The sequence below is a fragment of the Echinicola jeungdonensis genome (assembly GCF_030409905.1).
Taxonomy (GTDB): domain Bacteria; phylum Bacteroidota; class Bacteroidia; order Cytophagales; family Cyclobacteriaceae; genus Echinicola; species Echinicola jeungdonensis.
Window position 1 is genome coordinate 895249 of sequence record NZ_JAUFQT010000001.1, and the last position, 20195, is coordinate 915443.

13 protein-coding genes are annotated in these 20195 nt (G+C 40.8%); 6 read left to right on the forward strand and 7 right to left on the reverse strand.

Translation table 11 applies throughout. From position 1 onward, the window contains the following. Positions 1–27 precede the first annotated feature (27 nt). Entirely contained in the window at positions 28–1020 is a 993-nt protein-coding gene (locus QWY93_RS03895; RefSeq protein ID WP_290246872.1) for a PstS family phosphate ABC transporter substrate-binding protein, read from the reverse strand. Positions 1021–1877: 857 nt separating this feature from the next. Beyond that, positions 1878–2141 (reverse strand): hypothetical protein, encoded by a 264-nt coding sequence (locus QWY93_RS03900; RefSeq protein ID WP_290246873.1) that lies wholly within the window; start codon positions 2139–2141, stop codon positions 1878–1880. Positions 2142–2628: 487 nt separating this feature from the next. Between QWY93_RS03900 and QWY93_RS03905 the strand changes: the two genes are divergently transcribed. The 3 genes from QWY93_RS03905 to QWY93_RS03915 all read left to right on the forward strand — a co-directional run bounded on the left by QWY93_RS03905 (position 2629) and on the right by QWY93_RS03915 (position 6346). Beyond that, entirely contained in the window at positions 2629–2793 is a 165-nt protein-coding gene (locus QWY93_RS03905) for a hypothetical protein (RefSeq protein ID WP_290246874.1), read from the forward strand. A 165-nt stretch (positions 2794–2958) separates the two neighbouring features. Next, positions 2959–5244 carry a glycosyltransferase family 4 protein gene (locus QWY93_RS03910; protein WP_290246875.1) on the forward strand — a complete coding sequence of 762 codons (2286 nt, stop codon included), beginning with the start codon at positions 2959–2961 and terminating at the stop codon, positions 5242–5244. A 97-nt stretch (positions 5245–5341) separates the two neighbouring features. Further along, a complete protein-coding gene (locus QWY93_RS03915) occupies positions 5342–6346 on the forward strand; it encodes a glycosyltransferase family 4 protein (protein WP_290246876.1) in 1005 nt (334 codons plus the stop codon). Here the strand turns inward: QWY93_RS03915 and QWY93_RS03920 are convergent. The 3 genes from QWY93_RS03920 to QWY93_RS03930 form a co-directional block, all read right to left on the reverse strand. Next, positions 6338–7810 carry a glycoside hydrolase family 130 protein gene (locus tag QWY93_RS03920; protein ID WP_290246877.1) on the reverse strand — a complete coding sequence of 491 codons (1473 nt, stop codon included), beginning with the start codon at positions 7808–7810 and terminating at the stop codon, positions 6338–6340. The genes QWY93_RS03915 and QWY93_RS03920 overlap by 9 nt on opposite strands. 172 nt (positions 7811–7982) lie before the next feature. Beyond that, positions 7983–8708: a DUF6320 domain-containing protein gene (locus QWY93_RS03925; RefSeq protein ID WP_290246878.1), complete on the reverse strand. Its 726-nt coding sequence runs from the start codon at positions 8706–8708 to the stop codon at positions 7983–7985. Positions 8709–8715: 7 nt separating this feature from the next. After that, positions 8716–9999: a hypothetical protein gene (locus QWY93_RS03930; RefSeq protein ID WP_290246879.1), complete on the reverse strand. Its 1284-nt coding sequence runs from the start codon at positions 9997–9999 to the stop codon at positions 8716–8718. A gap of 18 nt (positions 10000–10017) precedes the next feature. Between QWY93_RS03930 and QWY93_RS03935 the strand changes: the two genes are divergently transcribed. The 3 genes from QWY93_RS03935 to QWY93_RS03945 all read left to right on the forward strand — a co-directional run bounded on the left by QWY93_RS03935 (position 10018) and on the right by QWY93_RS03945 (position 16851). After that, positions 10018–11010 (forward strand): alpha/beta hydrolase fold domain-containing protein, encoded by a 993-nt coding sequence (locus QWY93_RS03935; RefSeq protein ID WP_290248819.1) that lies wholly within the window; start codon positions 10018–10020, stop codon positions 11008–11010. Positions 11011–11788: 778 nt separating this feature from the next. Further along, positions 11789–15775: a PAS domain S-box protein gene (locus tag QWY93_RS03940; protein ID WP_290246880.1), complete on the forward strand. Its 3987-nt coding sequence runs from the start codon at positions 11789–11791 to the stop codon at positions 15773–15775. 419 nt (positions 15776–16194) lie between these two features. Continuing rightward, a complete protein-coding gene (locus QWY93_RS03945; RefSeq protein WP_290246881.1) occupies positions 16195–16851 on the forward strand; it encodes a metallophosphoesterase in 657 nt (218 codons plus the stop codon). Here QWY93_RS03945 and QWY93_RS03950 read toward each other — a convergent pair. After that, the gene (locus tag QWY93_RS03950) at positions 16823–18370 is read right to left on the reverse strand and encodes a Ppx/GppA phosphatase family protein (protein WP_290246882.1); all 1548 of its coding nucleotides are present in this window, start codon (positions 18368–18370) and stop codon (positions 16823–16825) included. The genes QWY93_RS03945 and QWY93_RS03950 overlap by 29 nt on opposite strands. 196 nt (positions 18371–18566) lie before the next feature. Next, positions 18567–20018 (reverse strand): NADP-dependent phosphogluconate dehydrogenase, encoded by a 1452-nt coding sequence (gene gnd, locus QWY93_RS03955; protein ID WP_290246883.1) that lies wholly within the window; start codon positions 20016–20018, stop codon positions 18567–18569. Positions 20019–20195 lie beyond the last annotated feature (177 nt).

Here is a 20195-nt window from a genome sequence, read left to right on the forward strand (position 1 = left end):
TAGCAAGTAAAAAGAAATTTCAGCTGCTTACTGCTGACTGTTTTCCTGAACGAACTGCTCAAATTTCTTTTTCTGTTCCTGGTAATTTTCTTCCGGAAGCTGGATGTACCCTACTTCTTCACTTAAAGTGGCGGCATTATCGAGATAGAAATTGACAAATTCTACTACTTCCGGCCGCTTTGTTGCATTGGAATTTACATAGATGAACAAAGGACGGGAAAGCGGAGCATAGGTTCCCTCCTTTACTGTTTCTCGCGAAGGCAGGATGGCACCCTGTCCATTGCTCTCATTCTGGTCATCTACAGCCACTGCTTTTAGCTTATCCTGATTTTCCTCATAATAAGCATAGCCAAAGAAACCAAGTGCATAAGGGTCAGTGGAGACTCCCTGCACCAGTACATTATCATCTTCGCTGGCGGTATAGTCTCCCCTGCTTGAATGGCTTTCTCCTACTATCGCTTCTGTAAAGTAGTCGTAGGTACCCGACTCCACCCCCGGACCATACAGGTGAATTTCTTCATTTGGCCATTCCGGCCGAACCTGGTTCCAATGGGTTATGGTACCCTGAGCTGCAGGTTCCCATATTTTCTTGAGTTCGGCAAGGGTAATTTCTTCCACCCAGTCATTCTCCGAATGTACCACTACTGTCAGGCCATCATAGGCTACAGGTAGTTCAACAAAGCTGATGTTATTTTCTTTTGCAACTGCACTTTCGGCCTCGTTGATGGCCCGGGAAGCATCCACTATATCAATCTCCCCTCTGGAGAACTTCTTCATTCCTCCCCCTGTGCCAGATACTCCAACCGTTACTCTAACGTCTGGCGCCTCTCTGCGGAATTCTTCCGCAACAGCCTCAGTTACCGGATACACTGTTGAAGAGCCGTCAACTTGAACACTACCGGAAAGCTCTCCATTTGCTCCTGACTTACTATTTTGGCTACCACAGCTACCTAACGTCAATGCGCTTCCAAAGATGAAAGCAGCATAAAGGGTCGAAATTTTTAATCGGTTTGAATACATAGTATCGAAAGTAATATTTTTGAAGAAACCATTCAACTACCAGCCTGAAATCTTCTATTCCATTCGGCTGGCAGTATGCATATAAAACGTGTTCATTTAAAAGATTCAGTTCATCCTTCTCTTTTCTGCTGCAGTAATTCCCGGTAGGTGCTTGTCCTTGCCTACTGATTTAACAATAGAAAAGGTATTTTAACCAGGTTCAAACCCTCTCAGATGACCTTAATCAACTGAAACGAAAGTAGCATAATAGATACTCAATATCTGCCCTCCTTAAGAAGGGCCCAGGGAAATCGCCTTTAGATATGAGGTTTCTTACTCAAAGGGCACCTGCATTCTGAGAGCGTTTTGTCATCCCGACAAGGGAGGGGTCCTGACAGGATCAATATCGATATTGAAAACTAAAACCATCTTAGCGATACGAATTCGAAAAGATGCTTCCTATCGTCAGCATGACAAAAGTACCTTATATATTGCTTTCAAGTTAAAAGCGATTCCCCCAAAGAAGAGCCTGCTAACCATCTTCTGGGAGTGTTTAATATTACAGCATCATTAACAGGAAAGTGTTCCTCTTAACACGGATACAAATTGAATGAAAAACAGCTTTTTATTTAAGAATACAATGTTATATAATTGTTAATTTTCTACAAGGATTCTTCTTTTACTTTAATAAAATTAAAAGATCCCCATCCAAAGGAAGGGAATTTGTGAGAACACCTGTTAGGGGATGAGACCTTGCCAAACCTCCTTCATTACTGATCTCAACTCACAGCCCCTAGGAAAAATGATCTCCCTTATGCCAAGGGAAGGCGTAATGCAAAACAATCTACTGGAAAAGCGTACAAGACCTGCCTTTTCTCTCAAGATGGCCAATAAGCCTGTTGGGGGAATAAAAACTTGTTAAGGTTGGTTTTTGTTGGCTTGGCTAAAGCCATTAAAAAAAGTGCCAAAATAATCCCCTGGGACTGTGAATAATCCGAGGTGGAAATTGAGGAAACGGGACTACCCAAAGAATCATTGGAGTTTCCCCAATGGTGGCATTTACCATCACCGGAATAATTGGCAAAAAGGAAAAAGAACAGGATAAAGCCAATCCCATTTATTATATAATCTCTTTTATGCATAAGAATCTTATAATTATATATTTTATCAAATTAAAAATATTTTAAAATTATTTATACAAATTAATACAATTTTATTTTCTAAAATACTAACTAAAAGCATGTCGATTTTTTTTTCACTTTAGCCCTACTTTGCCCGCTTTTCATTTACTTTTTTTATCCTCTCCATTTTAAAGTTCCTCCCAACAACCAATTTCTGGAAAACCTCAGAATATGGTTTTAAAACATAGGATATATGTAACTTCCTCCCTATCTTGTACAACCCTTAATAGCCTAAAAACCATCACCTTTGTCCTATCAGCTTTTAAAAGCTGGCAAAACAGAAGTGCCCCACAAAAAAAGGTGAAATGAAAAAATAACTCTTACTAATGAGCTCTTTACCTTTCCGGTATCCGATTGTCAGGCACAGGAAAAAAATCCTTTCGAAAGATCAGTTTGCAAGGCTTACTCACCTGAGGGAAAAGGGTTTACACAGGAAGCCAAAACAGGTATGCCAGTAGTTGTATTATTATCTATTCCTGTACTGGACTACGTTGGAATTCAATCAGAGCTACACATTTCTCAAAAAGGATTTAAAGCAACAAGAAGTTTAGAAGGAAATGTTTACAATTTGGTTTCCCCTGGGGCAGTTTATTTAATTTCATCACCCCTATGAGCTGAACTTCAGGAATCTTACATTTTTCCTGCAAAACGCTCTTTAGCCAAACTTAATCTTAACAAATCAAGCAGCACAAAGCTCGGAATGGACCGGTAGTAACCGGTAGATTTGTTTCCAGAAAGCAGTCCTTACATCAATATCTTTAGATTTTAAATCAGAATTATGAAAATAGCTTACATATCTACCTACCTTCCCCGAAAATGCGGAATTGCCACTTTTAACGATAATCTGGAGAAGGCACTTCGGGTAAACTTCCCGGACCAATCCTCCTACGAAAAAAGCTTTGGAATAGCTGTTCATGATGGCGAAGAAATTCCTACAGGTTTTTATCCGGACCATGTAAAAGCGATCTTCCGGGAGAACTACCAGCAGGATTACATACAGGCAGCCAATTTTATTAACACCAGTGAAGCCCAGGTGGTGGTCATGGAACATGAATTTGGAATTTTTGGAGGAGAAAGCGGCATTTACATTCTCCCCCTCTTAAACCGTCTGGAGAAACCACTTTTCACCATTTTACATACTGTTTTAAAAGAACCTTCTCACACCCAAAAGCTGATCATTCAGGAAATTGCAGCATGTTCTGCAGGCTTGGTGGTCATGAGTCTCCGCGGGATGCAATTCCTCAAGTCTGTTTATGGTATACCCTCAACCAAGATCCATTATATAGAGCATGGTGTACCTGATCTGGAAGCTCCGGAAAACAATCCATTAACAAAGACTCCCCCCTTCCTGAATCACAGGGTACTCCTTACTTTTGGGCTTTTGAGTCCAAATAAAGGACTGGAAACCGTTATTGAGGCTTTGCCTAAAATAGTCGCTCAATATCCGGATGTAATGTATGTAGTGCTGGGCAAAACTCACCCTGGAATTTTAAAAAATACGGGAGAGGAATACCGCGATCAGCTGAAGCGTTTGGCTGTTCGTTTAGGAGTAGAAAATCATCTCACCTTCGTAAATAAATTTGTGACAGACGAGGAACTTATTAATTATCTGACAGCTGCTCATATATATGTTACGCCTTACCTGAATGAGGCCCAAATTACCAGTGGCACCCTTTCCTACGCTGTGGGAGCTGGTGCAGCTATTGTTTCCACCCCCTACTGGCATGCACTGGAACTGCTCGATGAACAAAGAGGATGCCTGTTCAGGTTTAAAGACGCTGAAGGGCTGGCCGATACCATTAATAACCTACTTGACCAACCCCAAAAGCGCAATTCCATTAAGAAGAATGCATATGATTATGGTCTTCATTTACGCTGGCCCAAAATTGGTGCTCAATATATTCGGATCTTGCAGGATGCAATCGATAAAGAGGCATTTACTGTAAAGAAAATACGCCAGATAGTAGATCCAGATAGGATACCTGCCTTTAGTCTGATTCATGCGCGCAGGTTAACGGATGGTACGGGCATTGTACAACATGCTAAATATGGGATTCCAAACCTGAAAGAAGGCTATTGCCTGGATGATAATGCCCGTGCCCTCATTATGGCCCTTATGGCATACCAGCGGAACAAAAGCCAGGAAGCATTGGAGCTGATTCCCATTTACCTTAGCTTTATTCACTATATGCAGCGGAAAAACGGAAACTTCGGCAATTTCCTGAGCTTTAGAAGGGAATACCTGGATGAAATCGGTTCTGAAGATGCTTTTGGCCGTACCATATGGTCGCTGGGTTTCCTGGTAAACTGTGCTCCCAACAATTCCTACCGGGAGTTTGCCGGCGAGCTCTTCTACAATTCCGTTCCTCATTTTAAGGACCTGCACCATCTAAGAGGAATGGCCAATACAATTATTGGTATTTCATACTTTTTAAAATCACACCCGGATAATGAGGAGATGCTTCGGGAATTAAATGAGCTGACTTCTCCCCTATTGAATGCCTATTATCAGAATTGCAGGAAAGACTGGAATTGGTTCGAAGAAAAGCTTACATACGATAATGCCATTTTACCGCTGGCGTTGTTTCACTCCTGTGAAATAACCGGAAATAATAAAGTCCGTGAAATAGCCTTCGAATCACTAAAGTTCCTGGATAAGCTTAGCTTCAGAGATGGATTTCTTAGCCCTGTTGGAAACCGCGGTTGGTACTATCGAGATCAGGAAATCCAGGTTTTTGACCAGCAGGCTATTGAAACGATGGCCATGGTGTTGATGTACCTTAAGGCATACGAAAACAGCCATCATCCGTCCTATATTGAAAGAATGTTTAAGAGCTATCAGTGGTTCCTGGGCGAAAACATTCTACGGGTTCCCCTATACGACCATGAAACGAAGGGTTGCTGCGATGGCTTACAGGAAACTGCCCTTAACCGAAATCAGGGAGCAGAAAGTACCCTCGCTTACCTGATCTCAAATCTTACCGTCTTAAAGGCCTTGGAAATGGAACATGAATATGACCATGCGGTAACCGTGGAACCAAACAACCCGAAGAAGGTTTTGTAAGCTAACCAATATTTCAGACTTAGAAGACGGGCTTTAAACAGGGCCCTGCTCTTCTCATGCTTCCTTTTTTCTGGTTAAAAAGCAGACATTCTACTATATGAAAATAGCCATATTAGCCCCTATCGCCTGGCGCACTCCACCCCGTCACTACGGTCCTTGGGAACAGGTGGCCTCCAATGTAACCGAAGGCCTGCTTCAGGAAGGTGCGGATGTAACCCTCTTTGCTACCGCAGATTCTGTTACTACCGGAAAGTTGGATGCGGTAATTGAACGTGCCTATGAAGAAGTCAGGACACAGGATGCGAAAGTGGTAGAATGCCTTCATATCAGCAATCTTATGGAAAAAGCAGCGGGCTTCGACATCATCCACAACCATTTTGATTTTTTGCCCCTAAGCTATTCCAGGCTCATTTCCACCCCTATGCTTAGTACCATTCACGGCTTTTCCTCTCCCCGCATCCTTCCAGTTTATCAGAAATTCAATTCGACAACCCATTACGCCTCCATCAGCAACGCCGATCGCTCTCCACTGTTAAAATACGCCGGCACTGTGTACAATGGTATTCGGACTAATGATTTTTCTTTTACTAAACAACCCGAAGAGTATCTACTGTTTTTTGGGAGAATCCATCCCCACAAAGGAACAGCTGAAGCCATCCAAATAGCCCTGCAAAGTAAAAAACAACTGCTCATTGCTGGAGTTATACAAGATCAGACCTATTATAACGAACAGGTAAAGCCATTTTTAAATGATCAGATTATATTTTTGGGTGCTGCCGGGCCAAAGAGACGGAACGAGCTCCTTGGCAAGGCAAGTGCACTCCTACATCCCATCAGTTTTGATGAACCCTTCGGTTTAAGTGTGGCAGAAGCAATGCTATGCGGCACTCCTGTCATTGCCTTTAACAGAGGTTCTATGCCAGAGCTCATCCAACAGGAAAAAACCGGCTTTTTGGTGAATAATGTCCAAGAAGCAGTGGAGACTGTGCAACAAATTAAGCAAATCGAACGCTCCTATTGTCGGCAATGGAGTATATCAAAATTTTCCCAGGAAAAAATGGCCGCAGATTACCTTCGACTTTATGAACAGATTTTAAAGTGAACTGGGCGTGTTTCGTAACTTATCCAGCAGGGAATTAAGGTCTACACTTGCAAAGGAAGAACAGTAGTCTGACAAGCCGTAGGGAATGACCAGCTGTCCATTGTGAACAATAGAACCGCAAGAATAAAGTACATTGGGCACATATCCTTCCCGCTCATTTTGTTTTGGAATTAGCAAAGGCTCTTCCAAATGTCCAATTTCGATGGTCGGATCATCCAGCTTCAACAAACTGGCACCTATGCAATACTGCCGCATAGGCCCCACTCCATGGGTAATCAGGAGCCAACCACACTCTGTTTCAATAGGCGACCCACAGTTCCCTACCTGAGTAAGCTCCCAAGGGTATTTTAGCTGTAGTATCTGGACGGGGTTTTCCCATAAGTTAAGTTGGTCAGAATACATGATGAAATTGTTGCAACCATCATTACGGGAAGCCATCACAAACCTGCCCCCTATCTTACGTGGAAAGAGTGCAAAATTCTTATTTCGAGCTCCTGCACCATACATCGGCATGATCTTGAAATTATAAAAATCATGTGTTTTCAGCATCTTAGGTACAATAATTTCCCCATCGTATGCGGTATAGGTAGCGAAATAAACAATCTCTCCATTCTCTTCCGTAAAACGAACAAAACGGGCATCTTCAATCCCTTTTCGTTCAAACTCCGAAATCGGAAAAATCACCCTGTCAGAAATATCCGTATCGAGCGAGAAGGTAATCTGGTAATAGGAATCAGCCAGCCATAACACTTTTTCATACTCAAGCTTTACCCGCTTTTCCTGCTCCCCTTTTATCTTTTCAAGGATTACCTGTTTGAGGAAATTGTAATCAAAATGCTCGCCCAGCTGGCCAGCTACCTCCTTCAGGATGCGGGGATCGATGCGTCCGCTAAAGGTATTATCAAAAAATGCGGCTTTTTCATACGCAGCACTATGGATGATCTCAGCTTCATCTACATGATTCCCCACCGGAACTACGCTTATGTCACCATTTTTATCCAGCAGAGCCCTGCGGAAAGCGATAGAAGAGATATGCCCTTCACCTACAGCCCTGAAGCTCATGATGACCCTTTTCTGTCCTTCCTCCAGGCCAGTCTGATCAAGGTCCTCCACCATAGAAGGGTTAAAAAATGCGGCTGATTCAATAGAATACTCATGGGTGAAAAAAGAACCGATTAGCAATTTACGGTAATTTTCCAACTCATCATAAGGGATCCCCAGCTCTTCAAAAAGGTTTTTTAACCTTCCACAATGCCTGTAGAAAATTTTGGTAATGTTCCGATGCCTCTTGGAATACTCCTGAAGAGTCGGAGAGATGGTCCCGAAAACCTTCTCGTCACTCATTTCCATTACCCTCAAAATCACCCCCTTTGCCCTATCTTTCCCCGAAAAGAAAAAGCGGGCTATCACCCGCTTTACATCCGGATATACTTTTACATCTTTTCGTTTAATAATGAGTCTCATAGGTATAGATAAACAAGCTTTTGTATTCGCTTAAGTTACCTAATGTTAATGAGATTGTTAGATGATTGTAGTTTAATAATTTGAATATTGCATATGGTAGAAAAACTGTGCTTATAATAATCCGAAAGGAGCTTAAAGCTCGAGTGATAATGGCTTTCTCCTTAAAAGTTATTCATATATGAAAAGTTTTATAGAGATCACGGCCTTTTTTCATCCTGTAGTGCATAAATAGCAGAACGGCCGCCACAGGTATTACACAGGCCCCCACAATTAAACTCCAAAACATCTGGATATGGTTGAAAATATACATATCAATTACTGCTTCCACGCCAACGCAAAGTAAGGCCGCAGCCAGGAAGGAATAGGCGATTAAGTTTATTCCTCTTTGCGTGGTAATTCGGAAAACTGATAACAACCCAATAAAAATGATATTTGAATAAAATAAAAGGGGAATTCCCAACCAAAGTGCCCAGTTATTACCCCTGGTAAAGAAATCAAGCCCCAAAATAAATAAAGAGGCTGCAATTAAAGCGCAGAGAAGCTGAATTTCTCTCCTTTTGATCAGGAAAGCAAAGGAGGTCACATAGGAGAAAATAACCAGACAAACAGCTACAGGATACTCTGACCAGGAAATTTCATTATTGATGATGAAATTGATGAGGAAGGTAGTTACAATTAACAGGATAAGAATAATGGAGACCAATTCCCAGACTGCCTTCTTCTGAGGCCTGCTCATCCTACGTTTTTCATTGTAGATAGCTTTGTTCCATCCAGGCTTTTTATTGGCTATCTTTGCACCTTCCTCTGCAGGAACTCCCTGATTGAATGGGGTTTTACACAAAGGACATACCTCCAAATCCGGATCCAGTTCTACCCCACATTTTTTGCAAATGGTCATATTTTGATCAGTAATTTTCAATTTTAACAGGAATCCCCTGGCTGATCAAGAATCTGAAAAAATTTTTTTCCAGATTTTTGGTCTTTGTAATATTTCCGAAACTCAACACAAGCTTATTTTCAAAGCCCACCACCCCGCAATTCACCTTTAGTATTTTATTGGCCGGTGGAGGGATAAACACGATTCTTTTAATATTATTATTAACCTCCGGCGTAAAGTCCACTTTCCCCAAATTAGTCAATACGCCGCTGTATTTTTGTGTGCCTGCCCTGTAAAGCGTTGAAAGGATAAGAGATTTCAAAAATAGCGGCATTCCCCGAATAAATGGATTCCTTTCCCCTCCCACATTCCGCGCCATCATTTTACTGATCAGTTTTTTATCCGTTTCCAACTTCATCTGATGATGGACAACCTTCAGTAGCTCGTCAAAAGAGTACCAGCCAAGACGCGTATCAATCTCAGGCATTACATATAGGGAGAAGTTTCTCATGGTTTTTGTCGGGTACATTTGGCGAAGGTTCACTGGTACTTGTATCCTTATTTTTTTATTACTTCTCCGTTTTGCGTTCCTAGACTGATCTCTATGGACTTTTTGTACCGCATAGATATAAACAGCCACCAGGTATTCCGTAAGGCTAACTTTATGCTCCTTTGCTTTATTTATTATCTCTTTAATAGGGATGATGCCCAACAATACCTCAAAACGGGGTTTTGGCTTTAAAGAAAAAGGGACATGAAAAGCTTTAGGAATAGAAATTGTTGGTGCTTCTGTTTTTTTAAAGAACCGGTTAAAGGCATCCTCGTATTCTTCGGAAGAGGGAGTTTCATTTGGCCGAAACCAGGGAATACCCGCTGGCAATGGTTGGTTGCATTTCTCCAGATAAGTAAATAATAAAGTTTTCAAAAATTCCAAGGAACCTGTGCCATCTGTTAAGATATGGGAAAACTCCACACTAATCTTATTTCCCATTACCAACACTCTGTACATCAATTCATCCTTCCCAAATGCCCTGCAGGGCATTCCCTTATCTACCATTACCTGAATAGGCAAATTTTCATGCTCCAGGAAATACCAGAAGAATCCCCTCTTTAATTTTACCTTATAATAAGGAAACCGATTTTCAATAGCCTGGATGGCTTCACAAAATGGTCTTGCTTTGATTCTTTCTTTCAGCTCCACCGAAATGCGGATTACGGAGGTCAACTCCCTGCTCCTGATGGCGGGATAAATCTTTGCCGCATTATCCAATCTCAGCCAAAAGTCATTTTCCGTGTAGGAGGTATGGTCCATATCAGGTAACTAAAAACAATCAACACTATTATACTAAATAAAAAACGATTCAGCCACTCAAATTGTTTAGGTAAAGGGGATGCTTTCCGGCAACCCTTTCACTATCTAAAAGCATCCATCTTGGTAAGTTTCCAGAGCAAGTTGTTCAATCTTTTATTAAAGGTTATTAATAAAAAAACCCTTCTGAAAAAGCAGTTCAGGTATAATAAATTTGACCTTTTCACCTCTTCAGAGCCTTCCAGGCAGGTCTTCGCAAGTTGTAACGTTCACAAATATCGTATCCATGAACATAAGGTATTTACCTTAAGCCCCAAAGGAAAAAAGACAGGAACACAAAAACACATCCTTTACCTGCATGGGGGGGCTTATGTGCAGGGTTTTGCCCGTCCCCATTGGAATTTTCTGTCCTTGCTTGTGAATAATACCCACTGCACCATTACTGCCCCTGACTATCCCCTTGCTCCCGCCCATACCTACCGGCATACTTTTGCCATGGTAAAAGATCTCTACAATGAACTGATAAAAAAGGTAGATCCTGCAAAGTTTATCCTCATGGGAGACTCTGCCGGGGGTGGCTTGGCCCTGGCCCTTGCCCAACTCATGAAAAATGAACAAATGCCCCAGCCCAGTCAGATCATTCTGCTTTCCCCATGGCTTGATTTAAGCCTGACCAACCCGGAGATAAAAGATATTGACCCATCCGATTTATTTTTAGGGGTAGAAGGTTTACAACTGGCCGGAAAAGCCTATGCCGGAAATACCTCCCCCGGGAATTATTTGCTGAGTCCCATTAATGGTTCTCTCGAGGGGCTAGGCAAGATCTCAATCTTTATGGGGTCAAGAGAAATTCTAGTAGCAGATGCCCGGAAGTTAAAGTCCATGGCTCATGCAAAAGGCATTGCCCTGAACTACCATGAATTCGAGGGTATGTTCCATACCTGGATGTTACTGAATTTACCCGAATCAAAAAAAGCAAAAAAACTGATTATTGAATTAATTAACGATCTTTAATTCTATTTTGGTTGTTGGTCCTTTGCATAAAGTACAATTTCCCCTGAAATTGCTGCTCTTTTGGTAAAGGAATTGCTCGAAGTAATTAGTGTTAATGATTTGTAGTGGGAAATCCGGTTTTAGGTTAAAATGGAGGATTGCTAAAGATTTAAATGTTAACTGATTAACTGAAGTAGACCGAAAGTGGTGGTTTAGAATTTGATAGGGACTGCAAATCCAAAACTTCATGAATTATGGGTTAAAACCCTAAAGGTTCTACTTTTGGCTGTGTATCATTTTCACAACCGAACATCCACCACCTCCCGGGCCTGAAAAGGTCGGCAGGAAACTAAATAGCTGAGGGCAAAACATAAAGACCATATTGTTATTCGAATAACCAATTAAGCCTGTTTAAACAATCACTGGGCAGGAACCCACTGTAATCCATCAAGCCCCTTCATTTTTTACACCCCACTCAAAAACCAACCTTTGCGAACATCAGGTCTCCTGCGTGAACCTTTTGCTTACATACCCTGAAAGTCCCAATGCGGACATTGCAATTCCACTTACTTGTCCTATTTGTCTTGAAATTTTACTTTGGTAAATAGCAAGTATAAAAAAAGGAGAAAAAAACCCTTATATGACCAACCACAAATTACCTGTGATCAATTACAAAATACCCTATAAAACGGTAAAACTTAACTATCATAAATATAACAACTCCACCTTACGCTTTATAAGTTTATAGTTTTTTACTATTTATTAATATCTTTAAAAAAATTAAAAGAATTACTATTTTATGAATAAGGGTAAAACAAACTTTAATCCTTTACCCCATACCAAACTCCCAAAGGGGATTATATTTGACCGTCTAGTTCAATTGGCGCAAAATATTATTGGCAGCCAGGCGGTAGGAATTGGTTGGATTGAAAACGGAGATTACAGGTTGTTATCCCAAAAGGGTTTATCAAAGTCCTCTTATATAAAAAGTGGGGCTTTTTGTAAGGCTACGCAAGAAAGGGGAGATTTTTTTGAGGTCGAGAATGCCAAAGTGGATTCCAGGTTTTCATCCATTAATATTGTGAAAAAACAGGGTATTAACCATTATGCGGGTTACCCGATTTACAAGAAATCCGACAAATTCTTCGGCACCTTCTTTATAATGGATTCCCGATCCAAAAAACTAAATCCCAGCCAAAGGGAGTCCCTGAAATTATTGGCCAAAGAAGCAGAAGAGCTGATTAAAGAAAAAATCCATTCCAATGCTTTAAGGCGCACCGAGAGGCAATACAAAAACTTTTTCGAAAAATCCCAGGGCTTGATGTGCACCCATGACTTGGAAGGAAGATTGACCAAGCTTAATGAGTCCAGTGCGTCCAGTTTGGGATATAACCCTTCGGAATTGGAGGGAAAAACCTTATTTGACATTATCCCAGAGGATCATCATGAAGGAGTAAGAAATTATTTACAGGAAATTGCTTCTACAGGGATATCTAAAGGTTTGATGAAAACCAAACATAAAAATGGAAGCCATTGCATTTGGCTTTATAATAATGTCCTGGAAAAACACCCCAACGGTGAAACTTATGTTTTAGGAAATGCCCTGGATATTACCAGAAGACATCAATTAGAACAAGAACACAAGAAACTCCAGGAAATGCTGGAGGAAACCAATTCGGTTGCCAACATCGGAGGGTGGGAATACGACCTAATCAAAGATCAGGTCACCTGGTCCCCCATTACCAAGAAAATCCATGAGGTTCCCCAAGATTTTCAACCGGACATTATTTCAGGTATTAATTTCATCAAGGAAGGTAAAAGCCGTGATTCAATCCAGGAAGCTATTAAAAAATCCATAGAAAAAGGCATTCCTTGGGATTTAGAACTGATCCTTATTACTGCCAATAATAAAGAGAAATGGGCACGAGCTGTTGGGAAACCGGAATACCATAAAGGAAAATGTGTAAGGCTTTTTGGCACCTTTCAGGATATTGATGAACGGAAACAGGCGGAATTGGAAATCAAAAACTCCAGAAGGTTGCTCAAAAATGTTCTGGATGCTGCCACCACCGTAAGTATTGTGGCCACTGACCCTAAAGGAAAAATCACTGTTTTTAATAAGGGAGCTGAGAACCTTTTAGGTTATAAGGCTGAGGAAATGGCAGGAAATTGCACTCCTGAAATCCTTCATGATCCCCAAGAAATACAAGAAAGAAGCAAGGAACTTTCCCAAAAATATCAAACCTCAATTAAAGGTTTCAGAGTGCTTGTCCATGAATCTGAAAAAAATGAATCCGACCAAAGGGAATGGACATTTATAAGGAAAGATGGATCTAAATTTCAAGTTTCTCTGGTTATAACCACTATGTGGGATCCAGCCGGTAAGATTCTTGGTTACCTAGGATTAGGGGTGGATATTTCAGAGCAGAAAAAAGCCCAACAGGAACTGTTCATAGAAAGAGCAAGGCTTGAGGCATTTGTAACCTATGCTCCAGCTGCGGTAGCAATGTTTGACAAAGAAATCAAATACATTGCCTATAGCAACAGGTGGTTGGAGGAATACAAACTGATGGGCCAGGACCTGAAAGGTAAATCCCATTATGAGATTTTCCCCAATGTCTCGGATGAATGGAAAGAAATACATCAAAGATGCCTAAATGGTGAAGTTATTAGCAAGGAGGAGGACATTTGGCGACCTGAAGGATGGAGCCATGATCAATACCTGCGCTGGGAAGTCCGGCCTTGGAAAAGGCATGATGGATCAATAGGGGGAATTCTGATGCTGACCCAGGATGTCACCGAGGCGGGTTTACGGAAAGTTGAATTGAGAAAGGCTAAAATCCAGGCTGAATTGGCCAGCCGGGCAAAATCCGAATTTTTGGCCAACATGAGCCATGAGTTAAGAACACCCTTAAATGGTATCATTGGTTTTACTGATTTGGTACTAAAAACCCAGATGACACAAACCCAAAATCAATACCTTTCCATCATTAATCAATCTGCAAATGTCTTACTTCAAATTATCAATGATATCCTTGATTTTTCCAAAATAGAAGCGGGAAAACTGGAATTGGATATCGAGCAATGTGACATTTTTGAATTAAATAATGAATCCACTGATATCCTTTCTTATCAAATTCATAAGAAAGGATTAGAGTTATTACTTCATTTGTCCCCTGAGCTACCCAGGTATATTTGGGTGGATAAAGTAAGAATCAAACAAGTATTGGTCAATTTGCTCAGCAATGCAGCTAAGTTTACTGAAAAGGGGGAGATCAAATTGGAGGTTACTCCTTTAACAAGCTTAAATGAAAAAAATGAAATCAATTTAAGATTTTCTGTTCAGGACACAGGAATTGGGATAAAACAAGCCAAGCAGCAAAAAATATTCGAGGCTTTTGCCCAGGAAGATATAAGTACCACCAAAAAGTATGGTGGAACAGGCCTAGGACTGGCCATTTCGAATAGCCTGCTCAAAATGATGGGAAGTCATTTGCAGTTGGAGAGTAAGGTGGGAAGGGGAAGCAATTTTTATTTTGACATAAAAGTTAAAGCTGAAATGGAAAGAGCAGGTGACATTGCTCCCATCCAGATCAACAACGCCCTTATTGTGGATGACAATGAAAATAACAGGCTGATTCTAAAAGAAATGTTGACCCCTAAGGGTATTGATTTTGAGGAAGCAACAAATGGCATGGAAGCCCTGCAAAAAATCCAACATCATCCTGAATTTGACCTTATCCTAATTGATTACAATATGCCCTTCATGGATGGTTTGGAAACCATTCGGAAAATCAGGGAAAATTTTGACCAAAATAAAAAAAATCCAAGCATCATTTTATTGCTTCATAGCTCCATTGATGAAACTGATATTTACGAAAACTGTAAAGAGCTGGATATTGTCCCAATGACCAAACCCATCAAATTGGCCGCCATTAATAAATTTTTTCAAGGGAAGGATGAAAAGGAATTGGAAGAAAAAACATTGCCGGACTCTACCTCCGGGAATATTGCACCTGGGTTGAAAATCATGATTGTAGAAGACAATATGATCAATATGTTGCTAGCCAAAACGGTAATCAGTAAAATCAGTCCCAAAGCCAAAATAGTGGAGGCCAACAATGGAAGCGAAGCACTTAAAATTTACCAGGACCTCAAACCGGACCTTATTTTTATGGACATCCAATTGCCAGGAATGAATGGCTATGAGGTTACCAAAAAAATCAGGGAAGACCAAAATCAAGAAAAACCCCTGATCATTGCCCTAACTGCTGGAAATGTTAAAGGTGAAAAGGAAAAATGTCTGGAATCAGGCATGGACGACTTTATAGCCAAGCCATTTGTGGAAAAGGATTTGCTCAAGCTAATGGAGAAATGGTCGATTGATAGCAATAATTCAAACCCCAACCAATCCCCTGAAGAAAAAAAAGATCAACTCTCATTTGATTTAAAATGGTTCCAGGAATTTCTAGGTGAAGAACTTTCTGATGAAATTATTGTCCAATCATTATTAAATACCTCCCTCAATGAATTGGTCAAAACAAAAAAACTTCTGGTCAAATCACAGAATGAGGGAGACCTTAAACAAATAAAAGCCATGGGACATAAGTTATATGGTTCCTCCCGTTCCTTAGGATTAAAAAAGCTTTCTGAATTGTCCGCGGAATTGGAAACTTTCCCAACTGAAGACTCTGAAGAACCTGAATTAAACGATTTAATTCAAAAAATCCTTAAAATGCTTGATCGGAACATCCGGGAAATTGAAGTCCATACACTTCAGGGATAGTGGAAAAAGAATGAGTTTGCTTTTTGGATTTTAAGATTAAAATAAAATATAGTAATGTTAAAAATGGTTCCATCGTCCAGAAATAAGCTAAGAAGTAGGAGAATATCTGAAAAGAATACGGTATTTGGAGTATGTGGGATATGGAAACTCCAACTTAAGCATAATCATTAAACTATGATTATTTTCAAGAATTGTCGAATGGATCAACCTTCAAACTGGATCAAGAAATAGGAAGGGAAGATAATATGGCCCCTCAAGATTCTAATATCTTGATAATTGGTTTTTACTTGGGAACCTAATGGAACTCATTTCGACCACCTATTTCCAAGGTTCCTATTTTTCAAGCTAATGCATTGAATTGCGTTAGCCATTTTTCCATTTATTTTTTACATTGAGCCGCAACAGTATCAACTAATTCAATGGATCTTTTTATCATAGGTGACATTCACGGTTGCTGGAACACTTTTCAAAAGCTACTGGAAAACTGGACCCCCAATAAGGAATTCCTTATTCAGGTGGGGGATTTGGTGGACAGGGGGGCTTACAATCCCCAAATGCTCCAAACAGCAAAAACTTTGCAAAGGAAATACCCAGACAAAACCTGTTTTTTGAGGGGCAATCATGAGCAAATGATGATAGATTATCTTCTGGGAAAGGACCCGGTAAAAAATTGGATTCGCAATGGAGGTTCAGGCACCTTGGAACAAATCCGGCAATTGGGGTTGACTCCAGAATCCTTCTTGCCATTTCTGAAACACCTTCCCTTCCACTGGCACAATGAGCACGTTTTTGTTAGCCATGCAGGCATTTCCCATACTGAAGATCCTTATGCCCCACTAAACCCAGAGGGAATACTTTGGAACAGATCACCGCTAAAAAAATTATCCCAAATGCAGGTCATAGGACACACGCCCCTTCCAAAAGGAAAAGCAGCATATGATCCACATTCCAATTCCTGGAATATTGATACAGGAGCTTACCGTGGTGTTTGTCTTACTGGCATAAAATTGGATGAAAAAGGCCATTTCCTTAAGGAAATCAATATTCCTACAGCGGAACAGGACTTGCCGCAGTGACAACAATTTCTTTTTTCAGGGCTTTTTTGAGGACTTTTCTCTGTCTCATGGCATCCCAGATTTCCAGATCAGGGTTTTCTTCCCCATAGACGGTGATGATGATCTTATCTTCCTCCACCTCACAGGCCACCTCTTCAATCCACTGATTTTTGGTTTTATCCAACCCTACAGCAATTCTTAGTATTCCTGCCAAAACACGGATGATTTTCTTTTGGCTTTTATCAAGTTGTTTGAACTCCTTGTGTTTTTTCTTTGGTTTGGCTTTTCTATGGTATCTGGCCAAATGGCCCAACAGCAGAATCTCTTCATTGTTGAACCCCCTTAAGCGGGAATGGGATATAATATATCGGGAGTGCTTGTGATATTTGGGAAAACCAATAAAATGACCAATTTCAAAGATCAGACAGGCAAATTCCAGTAATTCCCGTGGCTTTTCTTTCAACTGATGTATGCCCTTTAGTTGATCAAAAAGCTGCAAGGCTAACATGGACACATGCTTTTTTTGCTCCAAATCGGTATTGTACCTTAATGCCAAATGCTGTACACTCCGGTGCCTCAAGTCGCGTTCCGGAAAAATGGTTTCTTGCTTTTTACCAATCCGGTCCAAATAATCCAAAATCAATCCCTCCCGCAATGAAGCATCACAGAGGGTGATCTTTTCCGCTTTGGCCATTTGGAGCAGTCTAATCAATAACAGACTGCCCAGATGAATAGCATCCACTCTATTTCCACTGATTCCGGGAATTTCCCCTCTTTTGTCCGAGGGCAATTTCATCAATTTCTTGGATAACTTTTCGAGGTCATTGGTAGCAATTTCTTCTGCATTCACCGTACTGATCGGACTGCCCTTTTCTGAAATATGAACGGCTTCTCCTAATGTCCGGATGGTCCCAGAGGTTCCAATTACTTTGCTAAATCCCTTGCTGACTGCCTGGCTCATAATATCCTTTGCTGCCAAATTAATATGTCCTTCCATTTCGGCCACCTCTTTTTTATTGAGGGTAGATTTTCCATTGGCAAGATCAAACAGCCTCAGCACCCCTAATTTTATGCTGCGTTTAAAAAATATCTCATCTTGATTACCTACGGTGGCTTCAGTGCTCCCGCCTCCAATATCCAGCACCAACACTTTTTCATCCCCAAAGGCTATGGCCCTTCTTACGGCCAGGAAAATCAGCCTGGCCTCTTCCTTACCAGAAATCACATGAGGAGTAAGACCGGTTTCATAAGCAAGACGATCCAAAAACTCACCCCCATTTTTAGCTTCGCGGGTAGCACTGGTGGCAGCAGTAATGATTTCATCCACTCCGTATTGATCGGCCAGTTGGACATACCTTTTGATTACTTGTATGCCCCGGTCAAAAGCTTCCGGCGAAAGCTGGTTGGTAGCAAATACCCCAACGCCCAGTTTGACCATTTCTTTTTCGTCGATCAATACCTTAATATTTTGCCGGGAAGTTACTTCGGCTATTACCAAATGGATGGAATTGGTCCCTATATCAATCGCTGCTAAATTCATAATTTTAGGTTATTTTGATTTAATTATTTAGGTATCCCCCAAACTCAGCTTCTTCCTCCCATTTTATTATATTATAATTCTATCTTTAATTATCAGCTTACCTGCCAGGAAAATTATTTTGAAGAATAATTTTTAAATATGTTCCTCCAGTTAAATTAATTAGTGCACTTAAATGGGATTTTTTTAGCCTTTTGGGTCATTCTTTTTTCCCGGCCTTCCACTGGGTATGGAAAAACTTTTCCCTGGACTTTCCAATTCGTTGATATCCATGCCCTCCAAAATAATCCCTTTGAGCTTGAATTAAGTTTGCTGGGGAATCGGCTGTGGTCATTGACAAAATATAATTCAAGGCAGAGGACATTACCGGCAGGGCCATACCTGCCATTAGACCTTCACCCACTACTATGGCCAAAACCTTCCGGCTATTTTTTATTAAAGGCTCCATTTTTGGACTGGTCAAAATGTCGGAATTTGAGGCAAAGACATTCACCAACTCTTCCATCAAGGGAGATTGGATGATGCTACCACTGCTCCAAGTACGGGCTATTTCGGACAAATCCAGTGACCACTGCTTTTGTTCTCCAGCCTCTCTGATCAGTTCAAATCCAACATCATGATTAATCATCCGGACCAGGTCGTAGGCAATTTTCAAATTTTCTAAAATAGGCTTAGGGTCTTCAGGGACCTTAAATGGGCTTTTTTTAAATACTTTTTCCAAATGAATCCTTTTGTCCTTCTGGGAGGAAATCAAACGGGCCATTACGGCCTCGGCCAAAGGGCTATAGGGAACATGAAAATCCATAGCCTCATTTACAGCCCATCCTCCAATGCCTTTTTGGGCGGCCAGATCCAAGATATGATCCAAAAGGAAATCTCCATCCTCCTTAAAAGTCAGGATATTTTGGCTGATTTTAAGCAAAAAACTACCAGAACCCGATTTTTCCCACTTTTTCCATTCCTGCGAAATGGCCTCCGGAGATAATTGCAGATAATACCGCATCAAATTATAAGTTTCAGCCAAAAGCTGCATTTCCGCATATTCGATACTGTTATGCACCATTTTCACAAAATGCCCCGAACCTTCTTGCCCCACATAATGCATACAAGGGCGGCCCTGTTTGTCTTTAGCGGCTATTTTTTCCAAAAAAGGTTGAACAAGGTCAAATCCCTCTTTTGCCCCTCCTGGCATTAAACTTGGACCTTTTCTAGCTCCTTCTTCACCTCCACTAACTCCCATGGAAACATATAAAATTCCCTCATTTTCCAAGTACTTTTGCCTTTTGGTGCTATCCTTATAGTGGGAGTTTCCACCATCTATGATTACATCCCCTTTATCCAGAAAAGTCTCTAACCGGGCAATCTGCTGGTCAATGATTTGGCCAGCTGGAATCATCATCAAAATTTTCCTTGGTTGTTCCAATGACTCAACGAAGTCCGCCAATTGATCAAAGGCTTTTACTGATTTCAGTTCCGGATTTTCCTCCACTGCCTTTTGGGCTACTTTCTCCTCTTCACCTTCCACATGCCTGTTATAAATGGACAATTTCACCCCATGACCGGCTAAATTAATGGCCAGGCTCTTGCCCATAACCCCCATTCCAATAATACCAAAAGATGACAAGGTAGATTGTTTTTTATGTTGTTCCATTTTGCAATTGATGATTTGATTTGAAAAAGAAATATTAAACCGTTTATTCCCGATATTCTTACATGGATTTCTCCATAAAAATCCTTCTATTAATTTATGGAATTAATTGAAAAATAAAGGATTAATTGCCGAGTTTATATTTTTGAATATTGGGTTAATGAGTTATCGGAATTCCCT